The following is a 15,930-nucleotide window of genomic DNA, read 5'->3' as shown; positions in this document are numbered from 1 at the left end:
ATTTGCAATGAAAGAAACAGATTTCAACGAAGCAAAAGAGTCTAATGATGAAAATATAGACGTTAAGGAATTGCTGTTTAAGTATTTGATCCACTGGCCTTGGTTTGTGGGTGCGGTTGTGGCGTGTTTGATCGCGGCATGGGTCTATCTTTATATATCCACTCCCGTATATAATATTTCCGCTACGGTTTTAATAAAGGATGATAAAAAAGGGGGGAGTGCCGGAATGCTTTCCGGATTGGAGAGTCTGGGATTGGATGGTATGGTCTCTTCTTCTCAGAATATTGATAACGAGATTGAAGTTCTCCGTTCCAAGACTATCGTCAAAGAGGTGGTTGAAGATTTGGGCCTCTATATCTCTTATACAGATAAGGATGAATTTCCTTCCAGAAACATATATAAGACTTCGCCTGTGCAAGTGAGCTTGACTCCACAGGAAGCTGATTTGCTGGAGAAACCAATGATTGTGGAGATGACATTACAACCACAAGGAAGTCTGGATGTGAATGTGAAGATTGAAGATGATGAATATCAGAAACATTTTGAGAAGTTGCCGGCTGTTTTTCCCACTGAACGGGGAACATTGGCCTTCTTTCTGACACCGGATTCTGTATTGTCTTCTAAAAGAACATTGGAAGAAACTACAGATTCGGAAAAGACTACACGTAATATTACGGCAACAATTAATAAGCCTTTGGCTGTAGCGAAAGGGTATTGCAAGAATATGACTATTGAACCTACTTCTAAAACCACTTCTGTGGCCGTCATATCATTGAAAAATTCAAATGTACAACGCGGCAAGGATTTTATCAATAAGCTATTGGAAATGTATAATATCAATACGAATAATGATAAGAATGAAGTGGCGCAGAAAACAGCTGAATTTATCAATGAACGTATTGGTATAATCTCCAAAGAGTTGGGTAGTACGGAAAAGGATCTGGAAAGTTTCAAACGTGGGGCAGGTATTACAGATTTGACCAGTGATGCACAGATCGCATTGACGGGTAGTGCTGAATATGAAAAGAAGCGTGTGGAAAATCAAACCCAGATTAATCTGCTGCAGGATTTGCAGAAATATATGCAGAATGAAGGTTATGAGGTTCTGCCTAGTAATATCGGATTGCAGGATGTGAATCTTGCGGCTGCCATCAACCGTTATAATGATGTGCTTATTGAGAGAAAACGTTTGCTGCGTACATCAACGGAGAATAATCCTACCATTGTAAATCTGGATATGAGTATTCATGCAATGAAAGAGAATGTCCAAGTATCTTTAGACAGGGTTTTGCGTGGATTGTTTATCACAAAGGCGGATTTGGATCGTGAAGCGAATCGTTATTCCCGTCGTATCAGTGAGGCACCTGGGCAAGAACGCGAGTTTGTGAGTATTGCGCGTCAACAGGAGATAAAGGCTGGGCTTTATCTGATGTTGCTTCAGAAGCGTGAAGAGAATGCTATAACTCTGGCTGCTACAGCCAATAATGCAAAGATTATAGATGACGCTATAGCGGATGATGCTCCCGTATCTCCTAAAGGTAAGATGATTTATCTGATCGCTTTAGTGTTAGGAGTTGGAATCCCTGTGGGTACTATTTATCTGCTCGAATTAACCAAATTCAAAATTGAAGGTCGTTCTGATGTGGAGAAACTTACCAGTTTACCTATTGTTGGTGATATCCCATTAACTGATGAAAAACAGGGCGCTATTGCTGTGTTTGAGAATCAAAACAACCTGATGAGTGAAACCTTCCGCAATGTCCGAACGAATCTTCAGTTTATGCTTGGAAATGACAAGAAGGTGATTTTGGTTACTTCCACAGTCAGTGGTGAAGGTAAATCCTTTATCTCTGGTAATCTCGCTATTAGTCTTTCTTTATTGGGGAAGAAAGTAGTAATCGTTGGCCTTGATATCCGCAAGCCAGGTTTGAATAAAGTATTCAATATATCAAAAAGAGAACAAGGTATAACTCAATATTTGGCCAATCCGGAAAAGAATTTGATGGATTTGGTACAGCTTTCCGATGTCAGTAAGAATCTGTATATTCTTCCTGGTGGAACAGTTCCTCCTAATCCGACTGAATTACTGGCCCGTGATGGCTTGGATAAAGCGATTGAAACGCTCAAGAAGAATTTTGAATATGTAATTCTGGATACTGCTCCTGTCGGTATGGTAACTGATACATTACTGATAGGACGTGTAGCTGATTTATCTGTTTATGTCTGTCGTGCAGACTATACCCACAAGAATGAGTATACTTTGATTAACGAACTTGCTGAAAATAATAAATTGCCTAAACTGTGTACTGTAATAAATGGTCTGGATTTAAAGAGAAGAAAGTACGGTTATTATTACGGTTATGGTAAATATGGTAAGTATTATGGTTATGGTAAACGATACGGCTATGGTTATGGATATGGAGAACAATCTGGTAAGGAAGAATAAATCTATTGATAACCAAAATATTTTTAAATTAATAATGTTATAGAGTGGTTTATAATACTTTACACAAAAGTGAGATGAAACATGTAGGTCCCTAACTTCATGCTACACACATGAAGATCCCTACATTTTGTGGTCAGGAAATACACAGCGGTGTATTCCTGATCAACGCCCTCATGTCGGTGTAAATCCGATGTGATTTCTATGATATCAACGGTCTGTGAAGATAGTTGATATTTTTTTTGTAAAGCAATGACTGATGGATAATTTTTAGTAGCTTTGTGAAAAATATGATTGATATGGAAGATTTGCAAAGATTATATCCTATCGGGATTCAGACATTCTCGAAGATACGGGAGGGGAATTACCTCTATATTGATAAAACAGCATATGTTTATCGGATGACTCATTCGGCTTCCAGTTATATGTTCTTGAGCCGTCCACGACGTTTTGGGAAATCATTACTTACTTCTACGCTGCATAGCTATTTTTCCGGACGCAAGGACCTGTTTCACGGATTGGCTATGGAGAAACTGGAGAAGGAGTGGACGGAATATCCGGTACTTCACTTCGATATGAGTATGGCGAAACATGTGGATAAAGGAGGATTGGAACGTCTTCTTGATTTTATGCTTGCTGAATATGAACGTACGTTTGCTATTAACACAGTAGAGGGGGATGCCAATCTACGCTTAGTCAATCTTATTAAGCGTGCTTATGAGCAAACAGGTAAGAAGGTGGTAGTGCTTGTTGACGAATATGACGCTCCTCTGCTTGATGTAGTACATGAACGGGAAAATCTGGATGTATTGCGTAACATCATGCGTAACTTCTACAGTCCGTTAAAAGCTTGTGATCCTTATTTGCGTTATGTATTTCTGACTGGTATTACTAAATTCTCACAACTAAGTATTTTTAGTGAGTTGAATAATATAAAGAATATTAGTATGGATGAGCCATACGCTGTTATCTGTGGAATTAGTGAAGATGAGATACGTTTGCAAATGAAGGATGATTTGGAAGGATTGGCAAAGAAATTGGGGATAACACCTGAAGAGGCTTTGATGAAATTGAAAGAAAATTATGATGGTTATCATTTCACTTCTCCTTCGCCCGATATATATAATCCTTTCAGTTTGCTAAATGCTTTTGCAGATGGAAAATTTGGATCTTATTGGTTTGGTAGCGGTACGCCTACGTATCTGATAAATATGTTGAAGAAGTTTGGCGTGGAACCTTCCGAAATTGGAAATAATAGGGTTTCGGTCGAGGATTTTGATGCACCAACAGAAAGGATGACAAGTATTATCCCGCTGCTATATCAAAGTGGCTATATCACTATTAAGAATTATGATGAGGAATTAGACTTGTATACATTGAATATTCCTAATAAGGAAGTGAGAATAGGCCTGATGAAAAGTCTTCTTCCACATTATGTCGGTAGTAAAGCTCCGGAAACCACGACAATGGTGGCGTATCTTTCCCGTGATATCCGTAATGGGGATATGGATACTGCATTACGCCGTTTGCAAACGTTCCTGTCCACTATACCGCAATGCGATAATACGAAATATGAAGGACACTATCAGCAGGTCTTTTATATCATATTTAGTTTATTAGGGTATTATGTGGATGTGGAAGTTCGTACTCCTCGTGGACGGGTAGATATAGTGCTTCGTACGAAGACTACATTGTATGTGATGGAACTGAAACTGGATAAAAGTGCGGGTGAAGCGATGGAGCAAATTGATTTGAAGAATTATCCGGAACGCTTTGCTTTATGTGGATTGCCTGTCGTAAAGGTGGCTGTCAGTTTTGATAGCGAACGGTGTACGATTGGGGGCTGGGAGATTATAAATGCTTAAGTATGTGAAAAATATGGTTGATATGGAAGATTTGCAAAGACTATATCCTATCGGGATACAGACATTCTCGAAGATACGGGAGGGGAATTACCTCTATATTGATAAAACGGAATATGTTTACCGGATGACTCATTCGGCTTCCAGCTATATGTTTTTGAGCCGTCCACGACGTTTTGGGAAGTCATTACTTACTTCCACGCTGCATAGCTATTTTTCCGGACGTAAGGAGCTGTTTCATGGATTGGCTATGGAGAAACTGGAGAAGGAGTGGACGGAATATCCGGTACTTCACTTCGATATGAGTACTGCCAAACATGCGGATAGTGAACAGTTGCTCCAAGAATTGAATCTGAAACTATATGGTTATGAACAGATTTATGGACGGCTGGAGGAGGAGGTTAATCCCAATCAGCGTTTGATGGGACTGATAAAACGTGCTTATGAGCAAACCGGCAAGAAAGTGGTCGTGCTTATTGATGAATATGATGCTCCTCTACTGGATGTAGTGCACGAATGGGAAAACCTGGATGTATTGCGTAATATCATGCGTAACTTCTACAGTCCGTTAAAAGCTTGTGATCCTTATTTGCGATATGTATTTCTGACTGGTATTACCAAATTCTCCCAACTAAGTATTTTTAGTGAGTTGAATAATATAAAGAATATTAGTATGGATGAGCCATACGCTGCTATCTGTGGAATTAGTGAAGATGAGATACGTTTGCAAATGAAGGATGATTTGGGAGAATTGGCAAAGAAATTGGAGATAACACCTGAAGAGGCTTTGATGAAATTGAAAGAAAATTATGATGGTTATCATTTCACATCTCCTTCGCCCGATATATATAATCCTTTCAGTTTGCTAAATGCTTTTGCTGATGGAAAATTTGGATCTTATTGGTTTGGTAGCGGTACTCCTACATATCTGATTAAGATGTTGAATAAATTCGGAGTGAAACCTTCCGAAATTGGATGTAAACAACTAAAGTCCTCAGCTTTCGATGCTCCTACTGAAACGATGACTGATGCAGTGCCTTTATTGTACCAAAGTGGGTATATCACTATTAAGGATTATAATAAGATGCTAGATCTTTATACGCTGGATATTCCCAATAAAGAAGTAAGACTAGGACTTATGGAGAGCCTTCTTCCTTATTATGTAGATAACAAGACACCTGAAGCAACTACCATGGTGGCATATCTTTTTTATGATATTCAGAATGGTGATATGGATGCTGCTTTACACCGTTTGCAGGAATTTCTGTCTACGATTCCCTACTGCGACAATACAAGGTTCGAAGGACACTATCAGCAGGTCTTTTATATCATATTCAGTTTGTTGGGGTATTATGTGGATGTGGAAGTTCGTACTCCTCGTGGACGGGTAGATATAGTACTTCGTACGAAGACTACATTGTATGTGATGGAACTGAAATTGGATAAAAGTGCGGGTGAAGCGATGGAGCAAATTGATTTGAAGAATTATCCGGAACGCTTTGCTTTATGTGGATTGCCTGTTGTAAAGGTGGCTGTCAGTTTTGATAGCGAACGGTGTACGATTGGGGACTGGAAGATTATAGGATGCTGATTATATTGTTGATTTATAGTTTATTATATACTTAGGTAAATGAAAATAGCTCCGTAAGGGGCTTTTTTCTTTTCTATCCGGAATAAAAGCTTCACCTTTGCATTGTTGATCAACAAAACGTGAATAAATAAACTTGAATTTAAATCTTTAAAAAAACGTAGTATGAGTGTAATTTACAAAGTCATTACGCGGCCAACAGATCCGCGTGTTCCCAATTCTCCTAAGAGATATTATCCGCATCTGATCACTTTAGGTCAGTCCGTCAATCTGAAATATATTGCACAGAAAATGCAGGATCGTTCTTCGCTGTCTGTCGGTGATATTAAGAGCGTAATCCAGAATTTTGTGGAAAAAATGAAGGAACAATTGCTGGAAGGTAAATCAATAAATATCGAAGGTTTGGGTGTGTTTATGTTGACTGCCCGTTCCAAGGGTGCGGAGTTGGCGAAGGATGTTAATGCTAAGAGTGTGGATAGTGTTCGCATCTTTTTCCAAGCCAATAAAGAGTTGCGTGTCACCAAAACTGCTACCCGTGCAGATGAGAAGTTAGACCTGATCAGTCTGGATGAATATCTGAAGAAAATTAGTGTTACTGTATCTCCCACAAATCCTGAAAAACCGGGTGAAGGCGAAGATGGTGGAGATGATGGTGATGATGGTGGAGAGGCACCGGATCCCGCAGCTTAATGCCTTGACAATTAATAGTTGACGGTTAGAGTGTCCATTTAGTGTTTAATTTAAAAAAAGAAATGTCTATGAAAAAAACGTGGAGTATTATTTTGAAAGTGATTATTGCTGTTGCCGGTGCGATTGCCGGAGTGGTTGGTGTGCAGGCAGCAACGTTGTAATTGATTATCTTATAAATAGGTATATTTATGAATGAATAACAGGCGGGAGAAATCCCGCCTGTTTGTGTTTAGATATAATAAGAGAGCTACACTTCTTCGCATACTCTCATTTCCATTCCTTTATATACTACAACAATCTTATGCAACTGTGTGGTGCCAATAGCATTTTTTACTGTATCTGTATCAGCATAACGGTTGGTTTGAGCGATACCTTCTAATCGTAATTCATCCACACGATTTTCGGGGTCTTTGTATTTAGCATATTTCAACTCGATTATGTAGCTGTGTTTCATATCCGGATAAATATCTAATAATGGAGATAAGAAGATGTCAGCATATCCTTCTTGTGTATCTGCTTCCGAAATAGGGCGGTAGAACCGGTTTTGTGCAGTCATGGCTAGCGTGAAACCATGCACGAAAAATTCTCCCTTTTGCTTGTCGCGTTGGGAGGCGTAGCGTTTCAGGCAATCAGCTATGTAGTCAAAATAAGCTTTCCAGGTACCTCGATAAGCGAGCGAACTGGATAATTCATTTTTCTCATAATTACTGAAGCTTAAGTTGGCTTCATTGTAAGTGTTCAACAAATAGGTGTAAAGTTGTTCGCGAACTACCTGATTGGGAATGGTGAGTTTGCACTTTCCTTCATGTGTGCCACTAATAGTAAGCATGCCAAAATAATAGAGTAGGCTTATGAAATTGTCCGGATCAATAATACTGGCGGCTGGGAATCCTTTTTTCACTTCTCCAGTGATGTATCCTTGGCTTACTAAAGTCTGTATGATGGAAGCATCGTGCGCAAACTCCTTGTCTTTGCGGATGAGCATACGCAATTTTTCGTAGTCAATACGGATGTTGTCTTCTACCATATCTTTCGGTATTTCACCGTTATATTCTATATAATTTTTGACGAAATAAAGCACCATATTGGAATTGTACATCGTATCTTTACCATAGCATTCCTGTGCAAAACAGTAATTGTCATACCATGGTTTCATGATTTCTATCAACTCATTGATGGTATGATTGAAATGCCCTGTATTAGAATAATAAGTTAACATTTCGCGAACCTCACTTTCTGTGAATCCCATCAGTTCGTTGAATCTTGGTGACAATGAGTAGTTAGTGCCGATATTGAAACCGCTGGTCAAGTCATCCATTGTCACGGGACTGACACCAGTGATAAAACAGCGTTTAATGCTGGAGTCTGTGCCGGATTTTATTTTATTGAAGAAAGCACGTAAATAACCTTCTTTGTGTGTCTCATCAGTGTAACGGTTTAAGCTGTCGACATCAGAGAGTATTGTATTGGTGAAATGGTCGTATTCATCAATGAAGAGATAAATCTTTTGATTGACACGGGCGCACTCCGTAAACAGATATTCGAATTGGCTGACGGCTCCGTCTTTTTCGTCCATTTTTTCTTTGATTCCTTCAGGTAAGTAGTCAGCATAAACGTCGCAGAAATAGTCAAATACGATTCTGCAATGTTCGTCCAGACCTTTGCGGTAGCTGTGTAAATCTCCACTTATTCCCGAGAAATTTAATTTTATTACCAGATAGCTATTGCGATCCTTTGTGGGATGCTTTCCAATATAAAGATCGCCAAACAAAGCGTCAAACTTTTCTTTGGCACGTACATCATAATAATGTTGAAGCATATTCAAAGTCAGACTTTTTCCGAATCGGCGCGGGCGGATAAAAAAGAAAAAACGATCTGATTGCTCTATCAAGGGGATGTAAGAGGTTTTATCCACGTAATAATAATTATCCAAACGGATGTCCTCGAAGTTCATCATACCATAAGGTAACAACTTCCTGTCTGATGATACATATTTCATAATTAATGTCTTTTATATGAATGCACTTTGAATAAGTGTATACAAAGATACTTTCTTTCCGCTATTTTCCCAAACAAACGTTCTTTCTTTTTGTTTCGTGCTATTTGTTAGGAGTATCGCTCTATATTTTAACAAAATAGAAAATCTAATCAAACTCGTTGGCTGAATAGCGGATTTTATCTACCTTTGCACCTTAATTAAATGCGTTATTTTAAGCGAGAAAAAACATGATTCGAAAAATAATAAAAGCTCTTTGGATATTTTTGGCAGTCGTTGTGTTGGCTATTGTTGTCATCTTTGTCTCTATCTCAAAGGGTTGGATTGGCTATATGCCTCCTGTAGAGGAACTTGAGAATCCGAGCTATAAATTTGCAACGGAGATTTTTTCTGAAGATGAGAAAGTGCTTGGTACATGGTCTTACAGCAAGGAGAACCGGGTGTACACGGCTTACAAGGATTTGTCACCCAGCATTATCAATGCTCTTATTGCAACGGAAGATGTTCGTTTTGTCGAGCATTCCGGGATTGATGCCAAAGCGTTGTTCCGTGCATTTGTGAAACGTGGTTTGATGTTTCAGAAAAATGCAGGTGGAGGTAGTACCTTGTCGCAACAGCTAGCTAAACAGTTGTTTACGGAAAATGTGGCGAGAAATACACTTCAGCGTCTTTTCCAAAAACCAATTGAATGGGTGATTGCAGTGAAACTTGAACGTTACTACACCAAAGAGGAAATATTGAGTATGTATCTCAATAAATTTGATTTTCTGAATAATGCTGTTGGTATCAAAACTGCTGCATATACCTATTTTGGCTGTGAACCGAAGGACTTGAAGGTTGAAGAAGCAGCTACGTTGGTGGGTATGTGTAAGAATCCGTCACTCTACAATCCGGTTCGTTTCAACGAACGTTCCCGTGGCCGTCGTAATGTGGTGCTCGAGCAGATGCGTAAAGCCGGATATATCACAGATGCAGAATGTGATTCTTTGCAGGCTCTTCCGTTGAAACTGACATATAATCGTGTTGACCACAAAGAGGGACTGGCTACTTATTTCCGCGAATATCTCCGTGGCGTCATGACAGCACCGAAACCGGTAAGAAGTGATTATCGTGGTTGGCAAATGCAGAAATTCTATGAGGATTCTATCGCTTGGGAAACTAACCCGTTATATGGCTGGTGTGCGAAAAACAAGAAGAAAGACGGTACAAATTATAACATCTATACAGATGGATTGAAGATTTATACAACTATCAATTCACGTATGCAGCAGTATGCCGAAGATGCTGTAAAAGAGCATTTGGGTGATTATCTGCAACCTGTATTCTTCAAGGAAAAAGAGGGAAGTAAGAATGCCCCGTATGCAAGATCACTGCCGGAAAAACGAGTGGAAGAGTTGTTGACGAAAGCAATGAAACAAACGGAACGTTATCGCCTCATGAAAGAGGCGGGAGCTTCGGAACAACAGATTCGTAAGGCGTTCGATACACCGGAAGAAATGACTGTCTTTTCCTGGAAGGGTGATAAAGATACGATTATGACACCGATGGATTCAATCCGCTACTATAAATCTTTCTTGCGGACAGGATTTATGTCAATGGATCCGGCAAACGGACACGTGAAGGCTTATGTGGGTGGACCGAATTATGTATACTTCCAGTATGATATGGCGATGGTGGGACGTCGTCAGGTAGGTTCTACTATTAAACCGTATTTATATACATTGGCAATGGAGAACGGATTTTCTCCTTGCGACCAGGCACGCCACGTAGAGCAAACTTTGATTGATGAGAATGGGACTCCCTGGACACCACGTAATGCAAATGATAAGCGTTATGGAGAAATGGTGACTCTGAAATGGGGATTGGCAAACTCCGATAACTGGATTTCTGCATACCTGATGGGTAAGCTGAATCCGTATGATTTGGTACGCTTGATCCATAGTTTCGGTGTACGCAATAAAGCAATTGATCCGGTGGTTTCACTTTGTCTGGGACCTTGTGAAATTTCTGTCGGTGAAATGGTCAGCGCATACACGGCTTTTGCCAATAAGGGAATCCGGGTGGCTCCATTGTTCGTTACTCGCATTGAGGATAGTGATGGCAATGTCATTTCTACTTTTGCACCGCAAATGGAAGAAGTGATAAGCGCGTCGAGCACTTACAAGATGCTGGTTATGCTGCGTGCCGTTATCAATGAGGGAACGGGTGGACGTGTTCGTCGATATGGAATTACCGCCGATATGGGTGGAAAAACAGGAACGACCAATGATAACTCCGATGCCTGGTTTATGGGATTTACTCCTTCACTGGTATCCGGTTGTTGGGTAGGAGGGGACGAACGTGATATTCACTTCGGTAGAATGACCTATGGACAGGGGGCTGCTGCAGCTTTGCCTATCTGGGCGATGTATATGAAGAAAGTATATGATGACCCGACTTTAGGATATGACCAGCAGGAGAGATTCAAACTTCCTGAAGGATTTGACCCGTGTGCCGGTTCGGAAACTCCTGATGGCGAAGTGGAAGAAAGAGGACTGGACGATCTGTTCAATTAAAGAAGTGCACAAGTATATTGTTTGCATAGGGAGTAATTACAATAGGAAAGAGAACCTGACTTTTGCCAGACAGAAGTTGACTGAATCGTTCTCTTCTATTTGTTTTGCTCCCGAACTGGAAACTAAACCTTTGTTTTTTAAGAATCCGGCTCTGTTTTCCAACCAAGTGGCTCTGTTCTATTCCGATAAGGATGAAGAGACGGTGAGGAAAATGCTGAAAGATATAGAACAGAGGTCCGGGCGTCGTCCGGAGGATAAGAAAGAGGAAAAAGTATGTCTGGATATTGACATGCTTTTATATGATAACAAAATATTAAAACCGGAAGATTGGCAAAGGGGATATATACAACAGTCATTATCAGCTTTCCATTCTTCATTATTTATTAAGTAGATGAAATTTCTTGGAATTATACCTGCCCGCTATGCATCCACTCGTTTTCCTGCGAAACCGTTGGCTATGTTAGGCGGAAAAACAGTCATACAACGTGTATACGAACAGGTGGCAGGCGTTTTAGATGACGCCTATGTAGCTACGGATGATGAACGCATTGAAGCTGCCGTTAAGGCGTTCGGGGGAAAGGTTGTGATGACTTCCGTTCACCATAAAAGTGGTACGGATCGTTGTTATGAAGCTTGTACCAAGATTGGAGGTGATTTTGACGTCGTAGTGAATATACAAGGAGATGAGCCTTTTATTCAGCCTTCACAACTGGATGCGGTAAAGGCTTGCTTCGAGGATGTAACCACGCAGATTGCTACATTGGTGAAGCCTTTTACTGCCGATGAACCGTTTGCCGTACTGGAAAATGTGAATTCACCGAAAGTGGTAGTCAACAAGAACTGGAATGCACTTTATTTCAGCCGTTCTATCATTCCTTATCAGCGTAATGCCGAGAAACAGGACTGGTTGAAGGGACATACCTACTACAAGCACATCGGATTGTATGCTTATCGTACAGAGGTGCTGAAAGAGATTACCATGCTTCCACAGTCTTCTTTGGAGTTGGCCGAATCTTTGGAGCAGCTTCGCTGGCTGGAGAACGGATACAAAATAAAGGTAGGTATCAGTGAAGTGGAAACTATTGGAATTGATACGCCGCAAGACTTGGAACGGGCAGAAGATTTTTTGAAGAATAGAAGTTAATCTTATGGATCGTACGATACAACCTGAAATACAAACCCTGAAAAATTTTCGTATACTTCCTCCTGTTCGAATGACGTTGCCAAACGGCATTCCGTTGACTGTTATTAATGCGGGTGAACAGGAAGTGGTACGCATAGATGTGCTTTTTGCCGGGGGACGCTGGCAGCAGTCGCAGAAACTGCAAGCTCTGTTTACGAACCGGATGCTGCGCGAAGGCACGAAAAAATATACGGCTGCTACCATTGCCGAAAAACTGGATTATTACGGCTCATGGCTCGAATTGTCCAGTTCGTCGGAATATGCATATATCACTGTTTATTCGTTGAATAAGTATTTGGCGAAAACATTGGAGGTGGTGGAATCCATGATTAAAGAACCGCTTTTCCCGGAGAAGGAATTGCATACTATTCTCGATACCAATATCCAACAATATCTGGTTAATACTTCCAAAGTTGATTTTCTGGCACACCGCAGCCTGTTGCAGTCACTTTACGGTGAACAGCATCCATGTGGTAAAATTGTGGTGGAGGAAGATTATCATGCCATCACTCCGGAAGTGCTCCGTGAATTTTATGAACGGTATTATCATTCGGGTAATTGCTCTATATTCTTGTCCGGCAAGGTGACGGAGGATATTATCAGTCGGGTGACAGATACATTCGGCACTTCTTTCGGTCAACATCAGCAGCAGGTGTCGAGATTAAGTTTTCCTTTTACTGCTGTTCCCGAAAAGAGGATTTTTACAGAGCGTGAAGATGCTATGCAGAGTGCTGTGAAGATGGGATATACGACCATTACCCGTAATCATCCTGATTATTTGAAACTTCGGGTACTGATGACTTTATTTGGAGGTTATTTCGGCAGTCGGCTGATGTCTAATATCCGTGAAGAGAAGGGATATACTTATGGTATTTCGGCAGGAATCATGTTTTATCCGGATAGCGGACTGTTGGCTATCTCGACAGAAACGGATAATGAATATGTGGAACCGTTGATACAGGAAGTGTACCATGAAATAGACCGCCTGCATCAGGAACCTGTGTCAGCCGAAGAACTGACTATTGTGCGCAACTATATGTTGGGAGAAATGTGCCGTAGTTATGAGTCGCCTTTCTCACTTTCGGATGCGTGGATCTTCATTGCTACTTCCGGGCTGGATGATGACTACTTTTCACGTTCTCTGCTGGCTGTGAATGAGGTTACTCCGATGGAAATACAAGATTTGGCACAGCGCTATTTGTGCAAAGAGACATTAAAAGAGGTCATTGCAGGTAAAAAGTTGTCATAATTTGCTTTCCGAAAGTGGGCTGTTTGGGATAGAAATTGTATCTTTGTCCAAATTGTAATTCTAAAATGAGTAACGACTAAAACCAATGAGGAAATATCTATATACTACACTTTTGCTGGCTCTTCTTGCACAAGAGGGAGTGATGGCACAAGAAAATGAAGGAAAAAAAGGCGGATTTTTCGGAAAAATTAAAGATACATTCTCCACTGAAATAAAGATTGGCAACTATACTTTTAAGGATGGCAGTGTCTATACGGGAGAAATGAAAGGACGAAAACCGAATGGAAAAGGAAAAACTGTCTTTAAAAACGGTGATGTCTTTGAAGGAGAATATGTGAAGGGAAAACGTGAGGGATATGGAATTTATATGTTTCCCGACGGAGAAAAGTACGAAGGACAGTGGTTTCAGGACCAGCAGCATGGAAAGGGTATTTATTATTTTATGAATAATAACCGTTACGACGGTATGTGGTATCAGGACTATCAGCATGGTGAAGGAACAATGTATTATCATAACGGTGATTTGTATGTAGGTAAATGGGTGAATGATAAGCGTGAAGGCGAAGGTACATACACTTGGGCGAATGGTGCCCAATATACCGGTCACTGGAAAAATGATAAGAAGAATGGCAAAGGTATCATGAACTGGGACGACGGCTGTAAGTATGAAGGAGACTGGAAAGATGATGTCCGTCACGGAAAAGGGGTGTTTGAATATACCAATGGAGATAAATACGACGGTGACTGGGCAGATGATATCCAACATGGGAAAGGTACTTACTACTTTCATACGGGCGATCGTTATGAAGGTTCTTATCTCTTAGGTGAACGTACCGGTGAGGGAGTTTATTATCACGCTAACGGTGACAAATATGTTGGTAATTTCAAAAATGGCATGCAAGACGGAAAAGGTACTTTTACCTGGGCGAATGGTGCTGTATATGAAGGAAGCTGGAAAAATAACAAACGTGATGGTAAGGGAGTCTATAAATGGAGCAATGGCGATGTTTATGATGGTGAGTGGAAAGATAACCGTCCCAATGGACAGGGTACTCTGAAAACCGTTGCTGGTATGCAATATAAAGGTGGCTTTGTTGATGGATTGGAAGACGGACAAGGCGTACAAATCGACAAAGATGGTAATCGCTTCGAAGGCTTTTTCAAACAAGGAAAGAAGAATGGTCCCTTTGTAGAAACAGATAAGGATGGGAAAGTGATTAAAAAAGGAACCTATAAATTTGGAAGACTTCAATAGATGATAGGTGATAAATGATAGTGGGAGTGGGCTGCGCATTGCGTGGCCTCTTTTTTATGGTACAAAGAAAAATGGATAATAACCCAAAGCGGTCATTATCCATTTTATAATTTCCTGTTGAAAGTAACTTCAACTATCAACTATCATTTATCACCTATCATCTATTAAATGATGTATTGTGAACTGATAGATTCGTTATTCATCACTCGTTTGATTGTTTCTGCAAACATATCGGCAATGCTTAACTGTTTCACTTTCGGGCATTTCTTTGCGTAAGGGATGCTGTCGGTAAATACCATTTCAGTCAGGGCAGACTCTTGTACACGGAAAGAAGCCGGATCAGACATTACACAGTGGCTGGCGATAGCACGTACAGATTTGGCACCGGCTTCCAGCATGATGTTGGCTGCTTTGGTGATTGTTCCTGCCGTGTCTACAATATCGTCGATCAATACAACGTTTTTACCTTCTACATCACCGATGATTTGCATAGATGCTACTTCATTGGCTTTTTCACGTGATTTGTTGCAAAGTACCAATGGTACACCGAGGTATTTGGAGAAAGTGCTGGCACGTTTTGAACCTCCTACGTCCGGTGTAGCAATAACCAGGTTTTCCAGTTGCAATGACTGGATGTAGGGAAGGAATACTGCTGATGCATACAGGTGATCTACCGGAATATTGAAGAATCCCTGAATCTGGTCTGCATGCAAGTCCATCGTAATCAGGCGGTCGATACCTGCAACAGATAGCAGGTCGGCTACCAACTTAGCGCCGATAGATACACGCGGTTTGTCTTTTCTATCCTGACGTGCCCATCCGAAATAGGGGATTACAGCCACAACGCTCTTTGCAGATGCACGTTTAGCAGCATCGATCATCAGGAGAAGTTCCATTAAGTTGTCTGAGTTAGGGAAAGTGGATTGAACCAGGAATACGTGTGCGCCACGAATTGACTCTTCATATGAAACAGCAAATTCGCCATCGGCAAAATGGGTAATGTTCATATTTCCCAGAGGACAATCCAGGCTTGCGCAGATTTTTTCTGCAAGATATCTCGAGTTTGTTCCCGAGAATACCATAAAGGGTGCTTTTTCGCTCATTTTGTA

At 40.7% G+C, this 15,930-nt stretch carries 12 protein-coding genes; 10 read left to right on the top strand and 2 right to left on the bottom strand.

Annotated elements, in window-relative coordinates:
• Positions 1 to 7: 7 nt before the first annotated feature.
• From NXV01_RS18110 to NXV01_RS18090, 5 genes are all read left to right on the top strand, one after another.
• A complete protein-coding gene (locus tag NXV01_RS18110; protein WP_259023015.1) occupies positions 8 to 2,446 on the top strand; it encodes a polysaccharide biosynthesis tyrosine autokinase in 2,439 nt (812 codons plus the stop codon).
• 296 nt (positions 2,447 to 2,742) lie between these two features.
• On the top strand, positions 2,743 to 4,308 hold the full coding sequence (locus tag NXV01_RS18105; protein ID WP_259023014.1) for an ATP-binding protein: 1,566 nt from the start codon (positions 2,743 to 2,745) through the stop codon (positions 4,306 to 4,308).
• A 13-nt stretch (positions 4,309 to 4,321) separates the two neighbouring features.
• The gene (locus tag NXV01_RS18100) at positions 4,322 to 5,896 is read left to right on the top strand and encodes an ATP-binding protein (protein ID WP_259023459.1); all 1,575 of its coding nucleotides are present in this window, start codon (positions 4,322 to 4,324) and stop codon (positions 5,894 to 5,896) included.
• Between the two features lie 162 nt (positions 5,897 to 6,058).
• A complete protein-coding gene (locus NXV01_RS18095) occupies positions 6,059 to 6,583 on the top strand; it encodes an HU family DNA-binding protein (RefSeq protein ID WP_122138472.1) in 525 nt (174 codons plus the stop codon).
• Between the two features lie 68 nt (positions 6,584 to 6,651).
• Positions 6,652 to 6,744 (top strand): smalltalk protein, encoded by a 93-nt coding sequence (locus NXV01_RS18090; protein ID WP_004295819.1) that lies wholly within the window; start codon positions 6,652 to 6,654, stop codon positions 6,742 to 6,744.
• Between the two features lie 86 nt (positions 6,745 to 6,830).
• Here NXV01_RS18090 and NXV01_RS18085 read toward each other — a convergent pair whose 3' ends face one another.
• Positions 6,831 to 8,582, bottom strand: a complete 1,752-nt coding sequence (locus NXV01_RS18085) for an ATP-binding protein (RefSeq protein WP_259023013.1) — start codon at positions 8,580 to 8,582, stop codon at positions 6,831 to 6,833.
• Positions 8,583 to 8,809: 227 nt separating this feature from the next.
• Between NXV01_RS18085 and NXV01_RS18080 the strand changes: the two genes are divergently transcribed.
• From NXV01_RS18080 to NXV01_RS18060, 5 genes are all read left to right on the top strand, one after another.
• Complete coding sequence (locus tag NXV01_RS18080; RefSeq protein WP_122138474.1) at positions 8,810 to 11,134, top strand: transglycosylase domain-containing protein; 2,325 nt, start codon at positions 8,810 to 8,812, stop codon at positions 11,132 to 11,134.
• A gap of 4 nt (positions 11,135 to 11,138) precedes the next feature.
• Positions 11,139 to 11,525 (top strand): 2-amino-4-hydroxy-6-hydroxymethyldihydropteridine diphosphokinase, encoded by a 387-nt coding sequence (locus tag NXV01_RS18075; RefSeq protein ID WP_148367554.1) that lies wholly within the window; start codon positions 11,139 to 11,141, stop codon positions 11,523 to 11,525.
• Positions 11,526 to 12,278, top strand: coding sequence for a 3-deoxy-manno-octulosonate cytidylyltransferase (gene kdsB, locus NXV01_RS18070; RefSeq protein ID WP_195650664.1), 753 nt, complete (start codon positions 11,526 to 11,528; stop codon positions 12,276 to 12,278).
• 4 nt (positions 12,279 to 12,282) lie between these two features.
• Positions 12,283 to 13,566, top strand: coding sequence for a pitrilysin family protein (locus tag NXV01_RS18065; RefSeq protein WP_259023012.1), 1,284 nt, complete (start codon positions 12,283 to 12,285; stop codon positions 13,564 to 13,566).
• A gap of 85 nt (positions 13,567 to 13,651) precedes the next feature.
• Complete coding sequence (locus NXV01_RS18060; RefSeq protein WP_148367393.1) at positions 13,652 to 14,821, top strand: phosphatidylinositol-4-phosphate 5-kinase; 1,170 nt, start codon at positions 13,652 to 13,654, stop codon at positions 14,819 to 14,821.
• A gap of 164 nt (positions 14,822 to 14,985) precedes the next feature.
• Here the strand turns inward: NXV01_RS18060 and NXV01_RS18055 are convergent, their stop codons facing one another.
• The gene (locus tag NXV01_RS18055) at positions 14,986 to 15,924 is read right to left on the bottom strand and encodes a ribose-phosphate pyrophosphokinase (RefSeq protein ID WP_167511898.1); all 939 of its coding nucleotides are present in this window, start codon (positions 15,922 to 15,924) and stop codon (positions 14,986 to 14,988) included.
• Positions 15,925 to 15,930: the final 6 nt, after the last annotated feature.

The sequence above is a fragment of the Bacteroides sp. BFG-606 genome, assembly GCF_024788145.1.
GTDB lineage: Bacteria > Bacteroidota > Bacteroidia > Bacteroidales > Bacteroidaceae > Bacteroides > Bacteroides vicugnae.
Note: the sequence above shows the minus strand (reverse complement) of the source record. Positions and strands in the feature narration are given on the sequence as shown.